This window comes from Anaerobacillus sp. 63XJN7_4_ISO-PGPR-S23-413 (genome assembly GCF_056173725.1).
In genome coordinates, this window is sequence record NZ_CM149688.1 from 3,120,645 (window position 1) to 3,136,161 (window position 15,517).

A 15,517-nucleotide genomic window follows, 5' to 3' on the forward strand; every position below is an offset into this window, starting at 1 on the left:
CCCAGCTACACGAAAAGAAAACGGTAAAGTAAACCTTCCTTCATCAGAGGAGGACTTACTTATGCAGAATGTCTACTTCTTCAGCTGTTAATTCGCGGTACTCCCCCGGTTCTAAATCGCGATCAAGGTGAATATCCCCCATTTGAATCCGCTGCAAATAAACGACTTGCTTTCCGACTGCTTCAAACATCCGCTTTACTTGATGAAACTTCCCTTCATGTATCGTTAATTCAATCTCCGAGACCTCATCCGATGATAGAATGGTCAATTCACCTGGTTTTGTTTCGTAACCATCATCAAGAGTGACACCTTTTTCAAAAGCATGAACATCTTCTTCTGTAACAACACCATTAATATTAGCGAAGTATGTTTTAGGAACATGATGTTTTGGTGACGTTAAATGATGCGCGAGCTTTCCATCATTCGTAATGATAAGCAATCCTTCTGTATCTTTATCAAGACGACCGACAGGAAATGGTTCAAAAACTTGATCATCAGGAATGAGAATGTCAATGACGGTCTCATCGTCTTCATCTTCCGTTGCTGAAATCACACCTGCTGGCTTATTCATCATCAAATAAATAAATTCACGATATTCAACTATTTCTTCATGAACCGTTACTTGGTTCTGTTCAGTGTTAACGTGTTGCTTTGGATCTTTAATAATCTCTTCATCAACACGGACAACGCCTGTCTTAAGAAGTTTTTTTACTTCCTTTCTAGTTCCATAGCCCATATTTGCCAATAGTTTATCTAAACGCATAAAATCAATCCTTTTCCATATTTTTTCCACGATTTATTTACTTTTTTAGCATACTTTCTAGTTCTGAAGGGTATGTAAACGTTAAATGCCAATATGCACGTTTGGAGTGAATCGAATGACTGTGAAAGTTGGACTTTTAGCAACGGCTCGTAAGAAAAGTAATAAATCAGCACCTGTTACAGAATTTTACCAGAGTCCTTTATTTCAAAAAACGCTTGAGTATGCATCACACCACTATGATCGCATGTATTTTTATAATGCCAAAGACGGCCTCTTATTACCAGACGATATCATGGATCCATATGATGTATCTATCAAAACATTTACACATCATCAACGTGAGGAATGGGCTCAAAAAGTAATTGAGCAATTCTCTCAGTATGAAACGTCTACAGATATTGTTGTGTGTTTGCACGGAGGATCTGTCTATCGCAAACACCTTGAACCGCAGCTAAATCATTTCAATTACAAATATGAGGTTCCTCTCAAAGGTCTTGGAATTGGAGAACAATTAAGCTGGTATCAGAAAAACTCAGTATAACACGGGACATATGCCCAGCAACACTGCCCAGCATTCACATACACTATCAGGTACCTATTTAAGGAGGGATCTTTATGTATGATCGTCAGCAAGGGCAAGGGTATCAAATGTATCCCGGATTCCCAGGATATCCTGGTCAGCCCGGTTACCCTGGCCAACCAGGATACCCAGGAAACATCGAACAGCAATTAAGAGAAATTGAGCGTCAATTAAGACGACAAGATCGTCGAATTACAAGGATTGAAAGACAAATTGGAATAAGAGATGAGGACTACGGATATTAATATCATCTCTCAAAAAAATGAAGGCCATTTTGGCCTTCATTTTTTAACGTCTTTTTAAGAATGAGAATCGCTCTCCTAAAATTAAGCCTGCAAGGTTTGATCGGTAGGCTAGCCATAGAAATACAATTCCTCCAACTGTTACTCCAATCACCAGGTTAATGATTGAATACAGCATGCTACCACCTTCACTTGTTGAACGATACAAATCAGGCATGAGAAATTCCAATGGTAGTATTGAAAGTTTAGAAGCCACGGCCATCACGACCACAAAGATACCGATAAGCAGCAATCTTCTTGAAAGAAAACCGAATTCGTATTCAGTATATTTCTTAATAATAATGATTGTGATTAACACCGATGTAAACAATCCAAGATTTGTAGCTAGGATAGAACCTTTCCCTTCAAAAATTGTGACGAATGGGTAAGTTAATCCTGCTTTAAGGGCTAATCCTGCAAGTAAGCTATAAACCGCAAATTTTTGTTTATTTATTCCCTGTAGGATAGCAGCCGTTACAGAGAAAAGAGCAAACAATATAGCAGTTGGCGCATACCACATTAACAACGAACTTCCGAGTTCCTGATTCACTGTAGGATATAGCACTCTAAATATCGGTTCAGATAGAACCGCTAGTCCAATTGCGGCTGGAGTAGTCAAAAACAATAAAATCTGGAAGGTTTGTGTTAACTGAGTTTGCAAAGCACCTTCACGATTTGCTGTAAATGATTTCGTAATGGCCGGTATAATCGTCATTGAAAGAGCTGTTGCAAGAGAAACTGGGATCATAATCAATTTATGAGCAAGGCCTGTAATAATCGCAAAAACTTCTTCATAAGCGGGTTTATCATAACCAATACTCTTTAGCGCCGGATTAATTAATAAAGTATCAATTTGCAAATACAATGGAATTGCTAGACCAACAACGACAAACGGAAGAGCGTACGTAATAATTTCTTTATACATATCCTTTAACGACACATTATGATCAACCGTACTTTCAGCCAAATGTTGATCTAAAGCAGGTTTACGTTTTCTGTAATACCAGAAGACGACCATCAGTCCACCTACTGCACCAACGAAAGCGCCAAACGTAGCGTACGTAGCAGCAGTTGCCTCATCTCCGTCCATAAATTTCATAATAATAACACTTGATACTAGAATAAAAACAATACGAAAGATTTGTTCAACGACTTGCGAAACGGCCGTTGGCCCCATTGATTGAAGCCCCTGGAAAAAACCTCGAGTTAAACTCATAATCGGTACGATCAATAACGCCATACTCACAACACGGATAACCAATGTTACATCAGCAATCGTGTTTCCTTCATTACCTTCATCAATGACGATATGAGCAATTGGTTCTGCCATTAAAAAGAGAGCTAAAAACGCAACGAATCCAGTAAGAGACATTAAAAGAAGTCCTGATTTAAACAGCCTCCGACCAGTTCGATAATCCCCGAGAGTATGATATTTAGATACAAATTTAGAAACAGCCAATGGAATCCCAACCGTAGACAGGCTAAGCATAATGGTATAAGGAGTATAAGCATACGTATAAAGCGCTACCCCCTGTGTACCAACTAGTGCTGTAAAAGGAAACATATAAATCATACCAATAATCCTAGAAAAAAGGGTGGCTGCAGATAACAGCATCGTCCCTCTAATCACATTTGAATCAGACATTTCTCCATCTCCTACTTCTAACCATTCAACTATATCTATTCGTCATCTATCAACAATTTTCAACAGTTATGAAATACACTTCTCCATTTTAAGCTATTTACCTAGTAACAACAAATATAAATTTTTGTGAAACTTTTATAATCAGTACAAATTGTGGTATGTTTGTGTGTAGCAAAATGAGAGAGGTGTAAGTATGAACTATGATGTCATTGTGATTGGCGGTGGCCCGTCTGGACTCATGGCGTCTGTATCAGCGGCTGAACATGGAGCAAAAGTACTTCTCGTTGATAAAGGTAATAAGCTTGGGCGAAAACTAGCCATTTCTGGGGGAGGACGGTGTAATGTCACTAACCGCCTTCCACTAGATGAACTAATTAAATTCATTCCAGGTAATGGGAAGTTTTTATTCAGTGCATTTAACATATTTGATAATGAGGATATCATCACATTCTTTGAAGATCTAGGCATTAAATTAAAAGAAGAAGATCACGGTAGAATGTTTCCCGTAACTGATGATGCAAAATCTGTTGTAAATGCGCTCCTAAACAAAGTACGCCAGTTGAATGTGACTATCCAAGTAAACACCCCAGTTGAGAAAGTTCTATATAGGGATGGAGAAGTAGCTGGAGTGAAGCTACAAACAAAAGAAGAGATCCACTCTTCAAATGTAATTATTGCAGTAGGAGGAAAATCTGTTCCACATACTGGTTCAACAGGTGATGGATATGCATGGGCAAAAGAAGGTGGTCATACCATCACAGATCTTTATCCTACTGAAGTGCCTCTTACATCTAGTGAACCTTTTATCAAAAATAAAGAACTGCAGGGCTTATCGTTAAGAGATGTCGCCCTATCCGTTCTCAATCCAAAAGGAAAGATAATAAAGACACATCGATGGGATATGATCTTCACTCATATCGGACTATCTGGCCCCGCTGTTCTTCGCTGCAGTCAATATGTCGTTAAAGCAATGAAAAAATTTAATGCTCAGTATATTCCCTTACAAATTGATGCCGTACCAGATCAAAACGAAGAAGAATTATTTCGCGAGCATATGAAACTCGCAAAAGAAGAGCCAAAAAAAGCTATTAAGAACATTTGGAAAAGTAAAGTTCCAGAGCGATATATGCTCTTTCTACTTAACAAAGCAGAAATTTCTCCAGATACAACTTACGCTCACTTATCGAAAGAAAAAGTGCGCGAATACGTGCGGCTATTAAAGCAGTTCCAGGTGGCCATAGACGGTACGCTTCCAATCGATAAAGCATTCGTAACAGGTGGCGGAGTATCTCTAAAAGAAATTAACCCAAAAGAAATGGCGTCAAAATTCACAACTGGTCTTTACTTTTGTGGTGAAGTACTCGATATTCATGGGTATACCGGCGGATACAATATTACATCAGCCTTCGTCACAGGCTATACAGCAGGAAAAAGCGCAGCCGAAAGGAAAGCGGAATCCGCCGTTTAGTTCAACCACTAGATATTTTTAAGGTGAATACATGCAAAGAAAGAGGGACCAGTCCATAGACAGGTCCCTCTTTCTTTCGTTTAACTTATCGTTTGTTTCGATTTCTTCCGTTATTTCGATTGTTCGATGCCCCTGGCTTCCGTGAAGATCGATGATTTCTTCCTCTTTGATCATTCTCTCTACGATCGTTACGCTCTTCATGCGAAGGTAATGCACCCTCAACGCTCTTTCTGGCAAGTTTTTTACCGATTCCCTTTTCAATCATTTGAATAAAGGCCTGATCTTTTGCAGCAATAAACGTATACGAAGCTCCATCGCCACCAGCTCGTCCCGTTCGACCAATTCGGTGGATATAGCTCTCTGTATCTTGAGGAATATCATAATTAAAGACATGGGTAACACCTTCGATATCAAGACCACGCGCTGCCACATCTGTTGCTACTAGAAGCTGGATTTTAGCATCACGGAATCGCTTGATGACACCTTCTCGTTTCGACTGTGATAAATCACCATGAAGCTCGTCAGTTAAATAGCCTCTTGCTTTTAAATCTCCATTTAGTTTACTTACTCTACGCTTTGTACGGCAGAAAATAATCCCGAGGAACGGTCTGACCTCATCGATGGTTTCGGTAAGCGATGCGAACTTCCTCCGATCGGTCGTTTCAATTACAAACTGCTCGATTTCTTCGACAGTTTTCCCTTTTTCCTTCCCTCTAATTTTCTCAGGGGAACGCATAAATCTCTTTGCAAGCTGTTTAATATCACTTGATAACGTTGCAGAAAAAAGAGCTGTAAGACGACTTTCAGGCGTTTCACTAATAATATCTTCCACTTCTCTTAGGAAACCGATATGAAGCATTTGATCAGCTTCATCTAATACAAGATAAGAAGTATGGGATAAGTCAATGGTCTCTCTCCGAACGTGATCAAGCAGACGTCCAGGCGTTGCTACAACAATGTGTACTTGTTTATTAAGGCGCTTAATCTGTCTCTCTACATCCTGACCACCATAGACAGCTAGTACATTAATGTCATCGCGATGTTCTACTAACTTCATTAGTTCCGATGAGATTTGGATGGCTAGCTCTCGTGTCGGGGTTACAATAAGAGCCTGCACTTCAGGTGCTTCTGTATCCATTTTTTCAAGTATCGGTAGTAAAAACGCAAAAGTTTTACCCGTTCCTGTCTGGGCCTGAGCAATCACGTCTTTTCCTTGTAACATAACAGGGATTGTTTCTTTTTGAATATCGGTCGGGGTACTAATCCCCTGAACTTCTAGTTGTTTAACGAGACGTTCATCAAGTCCCATTTCTTTAAATTCGTTCAAATTATTCACCTCGTGTTTAGTATAACAATTATCTTTATTATCTTTAAGGCCATAAGAAACCATGACCCATCTTGGTCAAGATTGGAACGGTTCTAAGTCCCGTTCCATATAAAAAACTGCCTCCTTTACGACTGCTGAAGAGCGGTCGACGAGACAGCCTTTACTTATTATGTCTGGTAATGACCCATTACTTTTGAAACATAATTTTGCGTTTCTTCGAATGGAGGAATCCCACCGTAACGATCAACATTCCCAGGTCCAGCGTTATAAGCTGCTAATGCAAGCTTAATATTGCCATTATATTTATCCATCATTTGCTTAATGTATTTCACGCCACCTTCAATGTTTTGTCCAGGATCAAAAGGGTCCTTAACACCAAGTGAAGTGGCAGTTGCGGGCATTAATTGCATTAATCCCATAGCTCCTGCTCCGCTAACACTATCGGATTTATAGCTAGATTCCTGTTTAATAATCGAATGAACAAGTTTTGGATCAACACTATATTTAGCCGATAATTCTTCAATATATCCATCAATTTCAAGCGATGAAGATGTGTACGAAGAATTAGTCGACGGTACTATTTGGGAATTGTATGTGCCATAGGAATTCACCGAGGTTGAGTTTACAGGGACTTCTGCTTTCATTTGCTGTCCTGTACTTTGAGTTGAGAGAGCTTGCTCAAGCATGTCTGTAAAGGAAAAAGTAGACGGCTGTTGCTTGCCTAATGCGTTAGGCTGTAGCTGTCGCAAAGCCTGTAAATCCATCATTGCACGTATAAGATCTGCTTTCATTTCAACACCTCGGTGTAGTCTTTTCCATCATTATACCAGATCATGAGCAAGAACGATTATTTTTCTCATATTTTGATCCACTTACGAACCGAGCGATATACCTAGGAATCAACAAAATGAATAGAGAGCTTTAAGGCAATTTACTTGGACAATGGAGAAAAAAGTGCTATGATTTATTAATCTTATCAACTTACTAGGATTAAAGATTCAGTAAAACGCCTTTTAGAGACCAGCTCCAAAAGACGTCGTACTTAAGAAACTGTCATGTAATAAATAGGTTGCTTGCGTTGTTTCATCAAAATTTTAACAGCAAGACGTGCTGCTTTTCGATCTTCCGCAAGAACAATAATCTCTTTATCACACACTTCGTTTTCTTTCGTTTGTCTGCCTAGATAAGAAAGCGGGATGTTCTTTGCTTTTTCAAAAGGTGTCCGGTGTGAAAGAATGTAATCTCTCACATCGATTAGACAATATTTATCATCATCAAACCGCTCCATATTAATTGGCTTCATATAAGAATAAGGATAAATGACTCTCCATAATCCTAAAGTAAATGCAACAGCTGCTAAAGCCGTTCCCCATATCGCCATTCAATCTCTCTCCTTTTTAGCAGGGCTATTTCACTTTACCCTCCCATTTCATCATACCGCCAACCATGTTCTTCACTTCATAACCAGCTTCTTGCAAGTACTCACATGCGCGCTCACTACGACGTCCTGAACGGCAAATCATAATATGTTCTTCTTCTTTATTGATCTCATCAAGTCGTTCCGGAAGTGTGCCAAGACGAATATGCTTTGCTTCAGGGATCATGCCTTCTTCTACTTCTTCATCCTCACGAACATCGATTAATGAAACATTTTTGCCCTCATTAAGTAACTCTTGAACCTCTTGAGGTGTTACCGTCTTAATTTCGTTACTCATAAAAACATACCCCTCTCGTACAGTTTTAATATGGATTTTTCAGTTATAATCACTTCAACAAATTCAATCGTACATGATTTGCACCTTCAATACAAGAAATCTATCTTCCACTCATCTTAGTAGTATTCTCAGCTTTAGGAAAAGGTTATTCGAGTTGTTTAAAAATTTCCCATCCGTAGTTTACATTCAAAAACCCTCTCCTTAGTCGTTAGGAGAGGGTTCAACCTTAATTAGCTACAATATTAACTAGCTTTCCTGGTACTGCAATCACTTTTCGAAGTGTTTTGCCATCAAGTTGACCTTTAATCTTCTCATGCTCTAAAGCAATTTCTTGCATTTCATCACGAGATGCTTCAGTCGGAATAGAAATTTTGGCACGAAGTTTTCCATTGATTTGCACTACAATTTCTACTTCATCTACAGTAAGCTTGCTTTCGTCAAACATTGGCCAGTTTGCATAAGCGAGTGTATCCTCATGTCCAAGCGCACTCCACAGCTCTTCAGCAAGGTGCGGTGCGATTGGAGATAGCAACTTCACAAAGCCCTCCATTAATGTAACGGAAACTGACTCTTGCTTATATGCTTCATTCACAAATACCATCATTTGTGAAATAGCTGTATTAAAGCGTAAGCCTTCCATGTCCTCAGTTACTTTTTTAACTGTTTCGTGGTAGACGCGCTCCATGTCTTCTCCTGAATTTTCTTCAGAAATAGAAGACTTAGTTAGATCCCCTTCACCAAATAAACGCCACACACGATCAAGGAAACGGCGCGCGCCATCTAAACCATTGTTAGACCATGCAATAGAACCCTCGAACGGACCCATAAACATTTCATATAGACGAAGCGTGTCAGCACCGTGGCTTTCGACAATTTCATCTGGGTTAACAACATTTCCTTTTGATTTACTCATTTTCTCGTTGTTCTCACCAAGGATCATCCCTTGATTTCGGAGACGTTGGAATGGTTCTTTTGTTGGCACAACACCGATATCATAAAGAACTTTATGCCAGAAACGAGCATATAACAAGTGAAGAACCGCATGTTCCGCACCGCCGATATACATATCAACAGGCAACCACTCATCGAGTTTTTTCGGGTCAGCTAGCATTTCATCGTTATCCGGATCAATGTAGCGAAGGTAATACCAACAGCTTCCAGCCCATTGCGGCATTGTGTTTGTTTCACGTCGGCCCTTCATGCCCGTTTTAGGATCAACTACGTTCAACCAATCCTCAATATTAGCTAAAGGAGATTCGCCAGTTCCTGACGGTTTAATTTCCGTTGTTTCAGGAAGAACGACAGGAAGCTCTTCTTTCGGGACAGCAGACATTGTGCCATCCTCCCAATGGATAATTGGAATTGGCTCGCCCCAATAACGCTGACGACTAAATAACCAGTCGCGAAGACGATACGTCGTTTTTTTCGTTCCCTTTCCTTTTTCCTCTAGCCATTCAATGCTTTTCGTAATTGCTTCTACTTTCTCAAGGTCGTTTAAGAAATCAGAGTTCACATGCTTTCCGTCTTCTGTATAAGCTTCCTTGGATACATCTCCTCCAGCAACGACTTCTTTAATAGGAAGATTAAATGTAGTAGCGAACTCATAATCGCGCTCATCGTGAGCTGGAACTGCCATAATAGCTCCTGTTCCATAGCTCATTAGAACGTAATCTGCTACCCAAATTGGAAGCTTCTCATTATTGATTGGATTAATGGCATACGCGCCAGTAAACTCGCCAGTCTTCTCTTTTGATAACTCTGTACGCTCAAGGTCACTCTTTGTTTGTACTTTTGATCGGTAGCTTTCAACTTTTGAGATTTGTTCACTAGTAGAAATTTTGTCAACGAAAGGATGCTCAGGTGCAAGGACCATATACGTAGCTCCAAAAAGTGTATCAGGACGCGTCGTAAACACATCGATCGATTCATCATGACCGTCAATCGTGAATGTTACTTCAGCACCCTCAGATTTCCCAATCCAGTTACGCTGCATTTCTTTAATGCTGTCAGACCAGTCAAGCTCTTCAAGGTCTTCAAGTAGACGATCGGCATACTCTGTAATTTTAAGAACCCATTGCTTCATTGGTTTACGAACTACCGGGTGGCCTCCACGTTCACTTTTACCGTCGATCACTTCTTCATTCGCAAGAACCGTTCCAAGTGCTGGACACCAGTTAACAGCCACTTCATCTACGTACGCAAGTCCTTTTTCGTAAAGCTTTGTGAAAATCCACTGTGTCCATTTATAGTATTGTGGATCTGTTGTATTAACTTCTCTATCCCAATCATAAGAAAAACCTAACTCTTTAATTTGACGACGGAATGTGTCAATGTTCTTTTGAGTAAAATCTCGTGGATTATTTCCTGTATCAAGAGCATATTGCTCTGCCGGAAGTCCAAATGCGTCCCATCCGATTGGGTGAAGAACATTATATCCCTGCATTCGCTTCATACGTGAAAGGATATCCGTAGCTGTATATCCTTCAGGGTGCCCAACATGTAGCCCAGCCCCTGAGGGGTATGGGAACATATCAAGAATATAAATTTTTTCACCATTAGCATCGTTTTCTGTCTTAAAAGTCTTGTTTGTTTCCCAGAAGTGTTGCCACTTCTTCTCAATTGTTTTGTGATCAAATGCCATTGTCACTCTCTCCTTCCAGTCCTTGCAAAAAAATAAAAAAACCTCCCGTCCCCGTTGTTCATCAACAGGGACGAGAGGTTGAGAATCTAATATTCACAATCACCCGCGGTACCACCCGGCTTAGTGCTAGAAACAGCACTCACTTAAGGCCTTTAACGCAGGCATACGGGCAACCTTACTCTATTCAGGCTTCCGATTCAAAGGTGAGTTCACAAATCTCCTATGTTAACTTCCACCAGCCGTTAACTCTCTAGTAATAGAATTTTTGTTACTATTCCTTATCATTATCTTTGGTTTCACTAGTTACGTATATAATTTGTATTGTATGAATACTTGTGAGAAATGTCAAGAACATTATCAGAATAGACGTTTTTTTCGTAATCTATACATCCGCTGTCCTTATATTCGATGAATTAGCATGTGTGCCAAAAGAACAATTCCAATTAATACAGTAAGCGGATATCTCAAAAAAAGAAACGCACCCTGATTGGGTACGTTATCCTTTACGATGCTTTTTTTGACTAGCCGAATCATCTTTGGAATGTGGCTTATCTTTTTCTTCTTTTTGTTCTTCTTTTAAATCTTCTAATGGAATCGCATCGACATTCATTTCTGAAGCATCCTCGTCGAGCTGATTTTTTTCCTTATCTGGTAATTGCTCGGGATTATTAGTTTCGCCTTGTTTATGTGATTTTTCATGCTCTGCCATATGATCACCTCATTTTTTTGTATAGTACTCTGTACCACGAGCCAGATATTCCCAAACACATAAAGATGTTAGTTGGAGTAAAAGGTCGATCATGGTAAAGTCATACTTAGTTAGAAGCAAACAAGAAGCCACTCTAAACCTCGACGTCCTAATAAATTGATAGGATAAGTTTCAGAAGACTCATTTAAGAAAATTTTAATTGTTAGAAAGGATTACAGATCATGCAACGAATATTACCTTTTACAAGAACGCTACTGAATTCAGTATTAAAAGAAGGAGGCATTGCTATTGATGGCACTTGTGGAAACGGACATGACACTCTCTTCCTAGCTGAATCAGTTGGGAATTCAGGAAAAGTGTATGGCTTTGATATCCAACCTGAGGCGATTGAAGCTACAGAAAAAAGGCTGACAGAAGCTAAGCAATCTGCCCAGGTGGCATTATTCCACGAGAGTCACGCTTCAATCAATAGCAAAATTGAGACGAAAGATGTAGGAAACGTTTCTGCCGCAATCTTTAACCTTGGCTACCTCCCAGGTGGAGATAAAACTATTGTGACGAAACCTGAAGAAACGATCCAAGCAGTAACAGACATCCTACATTTGCTTCGTTCAGAAGGGCTCCTTATTCTAGTCGTCTACCCAGGACATCCAGAAGGTAAAATTGAAAGTGAAAAGGTGTCAGATTTCGCTTCAGATCTCGATCAGTCACAGTATCAAGTTCTAAAATACCAATTTATTAACCAAATCAATGAACCACCCTATATTCTTGCCATCAGCAAAAAATAAGAGGCTGTGCATCTGCACAGCCCCTATTCTCTATAGAATTCCCATCGTTTCGATATGTTCTCTTGTTTTCTTATTCCCTAATTTGTGTAAAAGACCATAGATCTCTTTCATATGATTATCATAATCATCATTGTTCTTATCTTCATGATAACTCATAGCTGGAACATGTGAACGATATAACGATAGGCGACTATCCTTATCTGTCAGATCAAATAGCTCACTGAGCTTGAAGATATCTTCCTCATCCGCATCGATTTCAAAATTATAGCTCGATGCCCCTTGATCTTCGAGTATCTCGCCCGAACTTACAGCCACATAGTAACGCTTTTTCATTTTAAGAGCCCCTTTCAAAATCCTATAGGCTTCTTTTCTCACGAAAGAGCGTTTTTTATACGCTTTTACTGAGACGCTTTGTGAAGTCTTCTATAAACCCAACCATTAAAGTAGAAGAAAAGGCTCGATCTTCCTCCAATTCGAATAATTTTACGAGCAAGAGAGCGCACGTCTTTCTGTTCCATTACTTTACGATCCGCAAGGTAAATACCAAGTAAACCGCGATTAATTAATCGATGAAAGGAAGAATGTGGAAGACTTTCAACGCTTTTATCCGCTTCTTTAATGAAGTGAGCAACACGCTGAGCGAGCTCATCATTGTCTTTATAATAAAAACAAAAATTCAAATCGCCACCTGCTCGATCTTCTTCCTGATCTATAAAGTAATCCAGCATTATGTGAAGACCCTGAACCCAGGGGAAATAACCTTCCTTAATCATAGCTGTACCGCCCTTAGGGATCATGTCTCCTAATGAGTAAGATACAAGACAGAAAATCCCTAAGGTTGATCCAGCACACGCTGAGAATTCATTCCATGTCATTTCTGGAAGCTGTTGCTTATGCTGGTCAAACCAGCTTTTCAACCTTGGAACACGGTCTTCCTCTGTAACATGCTTATGTACCTGGAGATCACAATAGTAATGGCAGAGTTCAAGTAAGGCAGGCTGCACTTCCCTTTGATTCGGCAATTCACGAATGACTTTTTGACACGTTTGAACCAGTTCTAATAGATAGCCTCCATCATCTTTTTCTTCACGATACCGATAATAGTTATTTGAAGCTTCAACTTCAGGGGAAAGAGCCTCCGCCATTGCCTCATGTAATGCACTAAAGTCTTCTGGATCAAGCGAAGTACTTCGATCACACAAGTTATCCAGATAGTCACTTATCGTCTGGTAAGCTGCGATAAATGAAATAGAACGATCAATTTCTTTCCCGGCAAGCAATCCATAAATCCCTCCACCTTCACAGTGAAACGTTTTTGAATCAATGCTATCTAACGCCTGCTTTCTCAATTCAGGATTAGGGATTTCTTCAGCCCGCTTCCTCCAATATTCTAATTCATGATGAACCCTCGGTAAGACGCGTCTATAAATACTATACATTAGCGTCCACGGTTGACTTGGTACTTTCAAGTGATCCCACTCCTGTATTAATTATTTATCTTATTTTCCTTACGCTCTAATAATTCAAGTTTTAACTCAACAAATGATTTTGCCGTTTGAAATACATCTTCACGATCTGGTTCATTAAACACCTCATGATAAAATCCATCCCACTCTTTAAATGCTTTCTCTGTTAATGGAATGCGATTGAACCATGAAATAACAGCATGCTTATCTACAATTCGATCGTCGCCACCCTGTAATACAAGCAATGGTAAATTATGAAATGATCTCGCTCCTTCATTGGCTATTTTCATCGCTTTTAGAAGTTCACGGTACCATCTAACAGATACTTTTTGAACCATTAATGGATCTTCTTGATCTCGTTTGTGGAACTCTGGATTCCTTGTCCCAATGTTCGGTTCTAGCTTTGAATTTAACCTTAGAGAAGGGACAATTGGATTTAGTACTTTTGAGAGCAAGTCTACACCTTTGTTAGGGGGATTAACTAGTCCAATACACGGAGAAGATAAAATGACTCCAGTTAGAGAAGGACGTTTTTCCATAATCGTACGGATGGATGCAAGTCCTCCCATACTATGCCCAAGTAAGAACACAGGTAGCTTATACTCATGAGCTCTCTTGATCCACTTATCAATCGTTTCAATATATTGGTTAAATGAATCAATATGGCCCCGTCTTCTAGTACTTTCACCTTGTCCAGGTAAATCGCCAAGCACTACATGATAGCCTGCTTCAATCCACTTAGAAACGAGCCAATCATACCTTCGATGATGTTCGTTTGCTCCATGAACTAACACAATAACCGCTTTTGGATATTCAGTTTCTTTTATACGCATGGACATTAGCCCCCTTATGTAGGTTCCTTCTTTTTGATACACTACTTTTGGAAAGGATTTCATCTATAATAAATGAAAGTTGGGATTGGAATGCTTTATGCTTATCATGACAAAAAACCAGTGATTCATGAAACGGTCTATATTGCGGATTATACTACCATTACAGGTGATGTGACAATCGGGGAACATAGCAGCGTCTGGTTTAACACGACCATACGTGGAGATGTGGCCCCAACTGAAATTGGAAATAAGGTCAATATTCAAGACAATTGTGTACTTCATCAGAGTCCAAATAAAAAACTCATTCTGGAAGATGGTGTGACGATCGGCCACCAGGTAATCCTTCATAGTAGTATTATTCGCAAAGAGGCACTTATTGGAATGGGTTCCATTATTCTTGATGGAGCTGAGATCGGGGAAGGTTCCTTTATTGGCGCAGGAAGCCTTGTTCCACCAGGTAAGAAAATCCCCCCTCATTCCCTTGCTTTCGGGAGACCTGCAAAGGTTGTTAGAACATTAACAGAGGATGATCGAAAGGATATGAACCGCATTCGAAGAGAATATGTTGAAAAAGCTGCCTATTACAAAGAGCAAAAGCCGCTCTAGAAAGCACGCATATTTATCGCTAGTTTGAGGAAGGTTACCAATACAATCCTAATGGATCGAGGTGGCCTCCGTGTACAAAATGACCATGGTCTTGATCGTGCTCGTCGTCATCACCTTGCTTATAGGGGCATATATGACGTACAGACTCGGACAAAATCAAAAAGGCGAATATGATAATCAAGGGAACGCCAGGGTGAAATCTTCTTTCTTTAGCAATCCGATTTTTCTTGTTTATATCGTCGCAACAGCACTTGCAATCGGTTATGTTATTTACTTCACATTAATTTGAAGAAAAAGATCAGGATGGTATTCCTGGTCTTTTTTCATGGTATTTTGTGTGGTTTTTGAAAACGTTTGGAGCGTTAGAGTGTGGACGATCTTATGTATTTTCTTGAAAGCCATCTATATATTCCAGATCCTGGGTCGCTTCACCTTTCAATTCAAACAAAAGGGGCTTGTTCTAGTTCAAGAGCTCCAATATCTCCGTTTCTAAACGCTCGTCTCCGCTTTTCTTGGCTAGCTGCGACTCGCAGAAACTGCGATATTTCACTCTTTCACCAGAACACAAAGGACGTGTTCTAGTTCAAGAGCTCCAATATCTCCGTTTCTAAACGCTCGTCTCCGCTTTTCATTATACTCTTAACAATTCTTTAAGATTTCTTTAATAGTAGCATTAAATTTCTCGTATAGGATAG

The 15,517-nt window shown here is 39.7% G+C and carries 17 protein-coding genes and 1 other annotated feature; of the genes, 6 read left to right on the forward strand and 11 right to left on the reverse strand.

The window, feature by feature from the left end:
• Positions 1 to 55: 55 nt before the first annotated feature.
• Positions 56 to 763, reverse strand: coding sequence for a pseudouridine synthase (locus AC0VYO_RS16450; protein ID WP_475365637.1), 708 nt, complete (start codon positions 761 to 763; stop codon positions 56 to 58).
• A 115-nt stretch (positions 764 to 878) separates the two neighbouring features.
• On the opposite strand from AC0VYO_RS16450, the gene AC0VYO_RS16455 reads away from it, so the two are divergent.
• Positions 879 to 1,304 carry a DUF6884 domain-containing protein gene (locus AC0VYO_RS16455; RefSeq protein ID WP_194219218.1) on the forward strand — a complete coding sequence of 142 codons (426 nt, stop codon included), beginning with the start codon at positions 879 to 881 and terminating at the stop codon, positions 1,302 to 1,304.
• 74 nt (positions 1,305 to 1,378) lie between these two features.
• A complete protein-coding gene (locus AC0VYO_RS16460) occupies positions 1,379 to 1,588 on the forward strand; it encodes a hypothetical protein (protein ID WP_194219217.1) in 210 nt (69 codons plus the stop codon).
• A 43-nt stretch (positions 1,589 to 1,631) separates the two neighbouring features.
• On the opposite strand, the gene AC0VYO_RS16465 is transcribed toward AC0VYO_RS16460, so the two are convergent.
• Entirely contained in the window at positions 1,632 to 3,269 is a 1,638-nt protein-coding gene (locus AC0VYO_RS16465; RefSeq protein ID WP_475367816.1) for a putative polysaccharide biosynthesis protein, read from the reverse strand.
• A gap of 193 nt (positions 3,270 to 3,462) precedes the next feature.
• Here AC0VYO_RS16465 and AC0VYO_RS16470 point away from each other — a divergent pair, with 193 nt between their 5' ends.
• Entirely contained in the window at positions 3,463 to 4,737 is a 1,275-nt protein-coding gene (locus AC0VYO_RS16470) for a BaiN/RdsA family NAD(P)/FAD-dependent oxidoreductase (RefSeq protein ID WP_475367817.1), read from the forward strand.
• Between the two features lie 85 nt (positions 4,738 to 4,822).
• Here the strand turns inward: AC0VYO_RS16470 and AC0VYO_RS16475 are convergent, their stop codons facing one another.
• The 6 genes from AC0VYO_RS16475 to AC0VYO_RS16500 all read right to left on the reverse strand — a co-directional run bounded on the left by AC0VYO_RS16475 (position 4,823) and on the right by AC0VYO_RS16500 (position 11,129).
• Positions 4,823 to 6,073 (reverse strand): DEAD/DEAH box helicase, encoded by a 1,251-nt coding sequence (locus AC0VYO_RS16475; protein ID WP_475367504.1) that lies wholly within the window; start codon positions 6,071 to 6,073, stop codon positions 4,823 to 4,825.
• A gap of 158 nt (positions 6,074 to 6,231) precedes the next feature.
• Positions 6,232 to 6,855 carry a lytic transglycosylase domain-containing protein gene (locus AC0VYO_RS16480; protein WP_430245953.1) on the reverse strand — a complete coding sequence of 208 codons (624 nt, stop codon included), beginning with the start codon at positions 6,853 to 6,855 and terminating at the stop codon, positions 6,232 to 6,234.
• Positions 6,856 to 7,106: 251 nt separating this feature from the next.
• The gene (locus AC0VYO_RS16485; RefSeq protein WP_475367818.1) at positions 7,107 to 7,445 is read right to left on the reverse strand and encodes a rhodanese-like domain-containing protein; all 339 of its coding nucleotides are present in this window, start codon (positions 7,443 to 7,445) and stop codon (positions 7,107 to 7,109) included.
• 25 nt (positions 7,446 to 7,470) lie between these two features.
• Positions 7,471 to 7,779, reverse strand: coding sequence for a rhodanese-like domain-containing protein (locus AC0VYO_RS16490; protein ID WP_430245955.1), 309 nt, complete (start codon positions 7,777 to 7,779; stop codon positions 7,471 to 7,473).
• Between the two features lie 226 nt (positions 7,780 to 8,005).
• A complete protein-coding gene (gene leuS, locus AC0VYO_RS16495) occupies positions 8,006 to 10,420 on the reverse strand; it encodes a leucine--tRNA ligase (RefSeq protein ID WP_430245957.1) in 2,415 nt (804 codons plus the stop codon).
• 63 nt (positions 10,421 to 10,483) lie between these two features.
• Positions 10,484 to 10,714: a binding site (T-box leader), on the reverse strand.
• A gap of 202 nt (positions 10,715 to 10,916) precedes the next feature.
• A complete protein-coding gene (locus AC0VYO_RS16500; protein WP_283153844.1) occupies positions 10,917 to 11,129 on the reverse strand; it encodes a hypothetical protein in 213 nt (70 codons plus the stop codon).
• Positions 11,130 to 11,350: 221 nt separating this feature from the next.
• Between AC0VYO_RS16500 and mnmM the strand changes: the two genes are divergently transcribed.
• Complete coding sequence (gene mnmM / locus AC0VYO_RS16505; protein WP_475365640.1) at positions 11,351 to 11,917, forward strand: tRNA 5-(aminomethyl)-2-thiouridylate-methyltransferase MnmM; 567 nt, start codon at positions 11,351 to 11,353, stop codon at positions 11,915 to 11,917.
• 30 nt (positions 11,918 to 11,947) lie between these two features.
• On the opposite strand, the gene AC0VYO_RS16510 is transcribed toward mnmM, so the two are convergent.
• From AC0VYO_RS16510 to AC0VYO_RS16520, 3 genes are all read right to left on the reverse strand, one after another.
• Positions 11,948 to 12,250: a hydrolase gene (locus AC0VYO_RS16510; RefSeq protein ID WP_226614834.1), complete on the reverse strand. Its 303-nt coding sequence runs from the start codon at positions 12,248 to 12,250 to the stop codon at positions 11,948 to 11,950.
• A 65-nt stretch (positions 12,251 to 12,315) separates the two neighbouring features.
• On the reverse strand, positions 12,316 to 13,386 hold the full coding sequence (locus tag AC0VYO_RS16515) for a tetraprenyl-beta-curcumene synthase family protein (RefSeq protein ID WP_430245965.1): 1,071 nt from the start codon (positions 13,384 to 13,386) through the stop codon (positions 12,316 to 12,318).
• A gap of 17 nt (positions 13,387 to 13,403) precedes the next feature.
• Positions 13,404 to 14,216: an alpha/beta hydrolase gene (locus AC0VYO_RS16520; protein ID WP_194219207.1), complete on the reverse strand. Its 813-nt coding sequence runs from the start codon at positions 14,214 to 14,216 to the stop codon at positions 13,404 to 13,406.
• A gap of 90 nt (positions 14,217 to 14,306) precedes the next feature.
• Here AC0VYO_RS16520 and AC0VYO_RS16525 point away from each other — a divergent pair, with 90 nt between their 5' ends.
• Both AC0VYO_RS16525 and AC0VYO_RS16530 read left to right on the forward strand, forming a co-directional pair.
• On the forward strand, positions 14,307 to 14,822 hold the full coding sequence (locus AC0VYO_RS16525) for a gamma carbonic anhydrase (RefSeq protein ID WP_430246000.1): 516 nt from the start codon (positions 14,307 to 14,309) through the stop codon (positions 14,820 to 14,822).
• Between the two features lie 70 nt (positions 14,823 to 14,892).
• Positions 14,893 to 15,111 (forward strand): hypothetical protein, encoded by a 219-nt coding sequence (locus AC0VYO_RS16530; RefSeq protein ID WP_206759433.1) that lies wholly within the window; start codon positions 14,893 to 14,895, stop codon positions 15,109 to 15,111.
• The last annotated feature ends 406 nt before the right edge of the window (positions 15,112 to 15,517 follow it).

Excerpts from the sequence above, each read along its gene's own strand:
- AC0VYO_RS16450 (WP_475365637.1), bottom strand. The coding sequence starts at position 763 with ATGCGTTTAGATAAACTATTGGCAAATATGGGCTATGGAACTAGAAAG.
- AC0VYO_RS16455 (WP_194219218.1), top strand. The coding sequence starts at position 879 with ATGACTGTGAAAGTTGGACTTTTAGCAACGGCTCGTAAGAAAAGTAAT.
- AC0VYO_RS16460 (WP_194219217.1), top strand. The coding sequence starts at position 1,379 with ATGTATGATCGTCAGCAAGGGCAAGGGTATCAAATGTATCCCGGATTC.
- AC0VYO_RS16465 (WP_475367816.1), bottom strand. The coding sequence starts at position 3,269 with ATGTCTGATTCAAATGTGATTAGAGGGACGATGCTGTTATCTGCAGCC.
- AC0VYO_RS16470 (WP_475367817.1), top strand. The coding sequence starts at position 3,463 with ATGAACTATGATGTCATTGTGATTGGCGGTGGCCCGTCTGGACTCATG.
- AC0VYO_RS16480 (WP_430245953.1), bottom strand. The coding sequence starts at position 6,855 with ATGAAAGCAGATCTTATACGTGCAATGATGGATTTACAGGCTTTGCGA.
- AC0VYO_RS16485 (WP_475367818.1), bottom strand. The coding sequence starts at position 7,445 with ATGGCGATATGGGGAACGGCTTTAGCAGCTGTTGCATTTACTTTAGGA.
- AC0VYO_RS16490 (WP_430245955.1), bottom strand. The coding sequence starts at position 7,779 with ATGAGTAACGAAATTAAGACGGTAACACCTCAAGAGGTTCAAGAGTTA.
- leuS (WP_430245957.1), bottom strand. The coding sequence starts at position 10,420 with ATGGCATTTGATCACAAAACAATTGAGAAGAAGTGGCAACACTTCTGG.
- AC0VYO_RS16500 (WP_283153844.1), bottom strand. The coding sequence starts at position 11,129 with ATGGCAGAGCATGAAAAATCACATAAACAAGGCGAAACTAATAATCCC.
- mnmM (WP_475365640.1), top strand. The coding sequence starts at position 11,351 with ATGCAACGAATATTACCTTTTACAAGAACGCTACTGAATTCAGTATTA.
- AC0VYO_RS16510 (WP_226614834.1), bottom strand. The coding sequence starts at position 12,250 with ATGAAAAAGCGTTACTATGTGGCTGTAAGTTCGGGCGAGATACTCGAA.
- AC0VYO_RS16520 (WP_194219207.1), bottom strand. The coding sequence starts at position 14,216 with ATGCGTATAAAAGAAACTGAATATCCAAAAGCGGTTATTGTGTTAGTT.
- AC0VYO_RS16525 (WP_430246000.1), top strand. The coding sequence starts at position 14,307 with ATGCTTTATGCTTATCATGACAAAAAACCAGTGATTCATGAAACGGTC.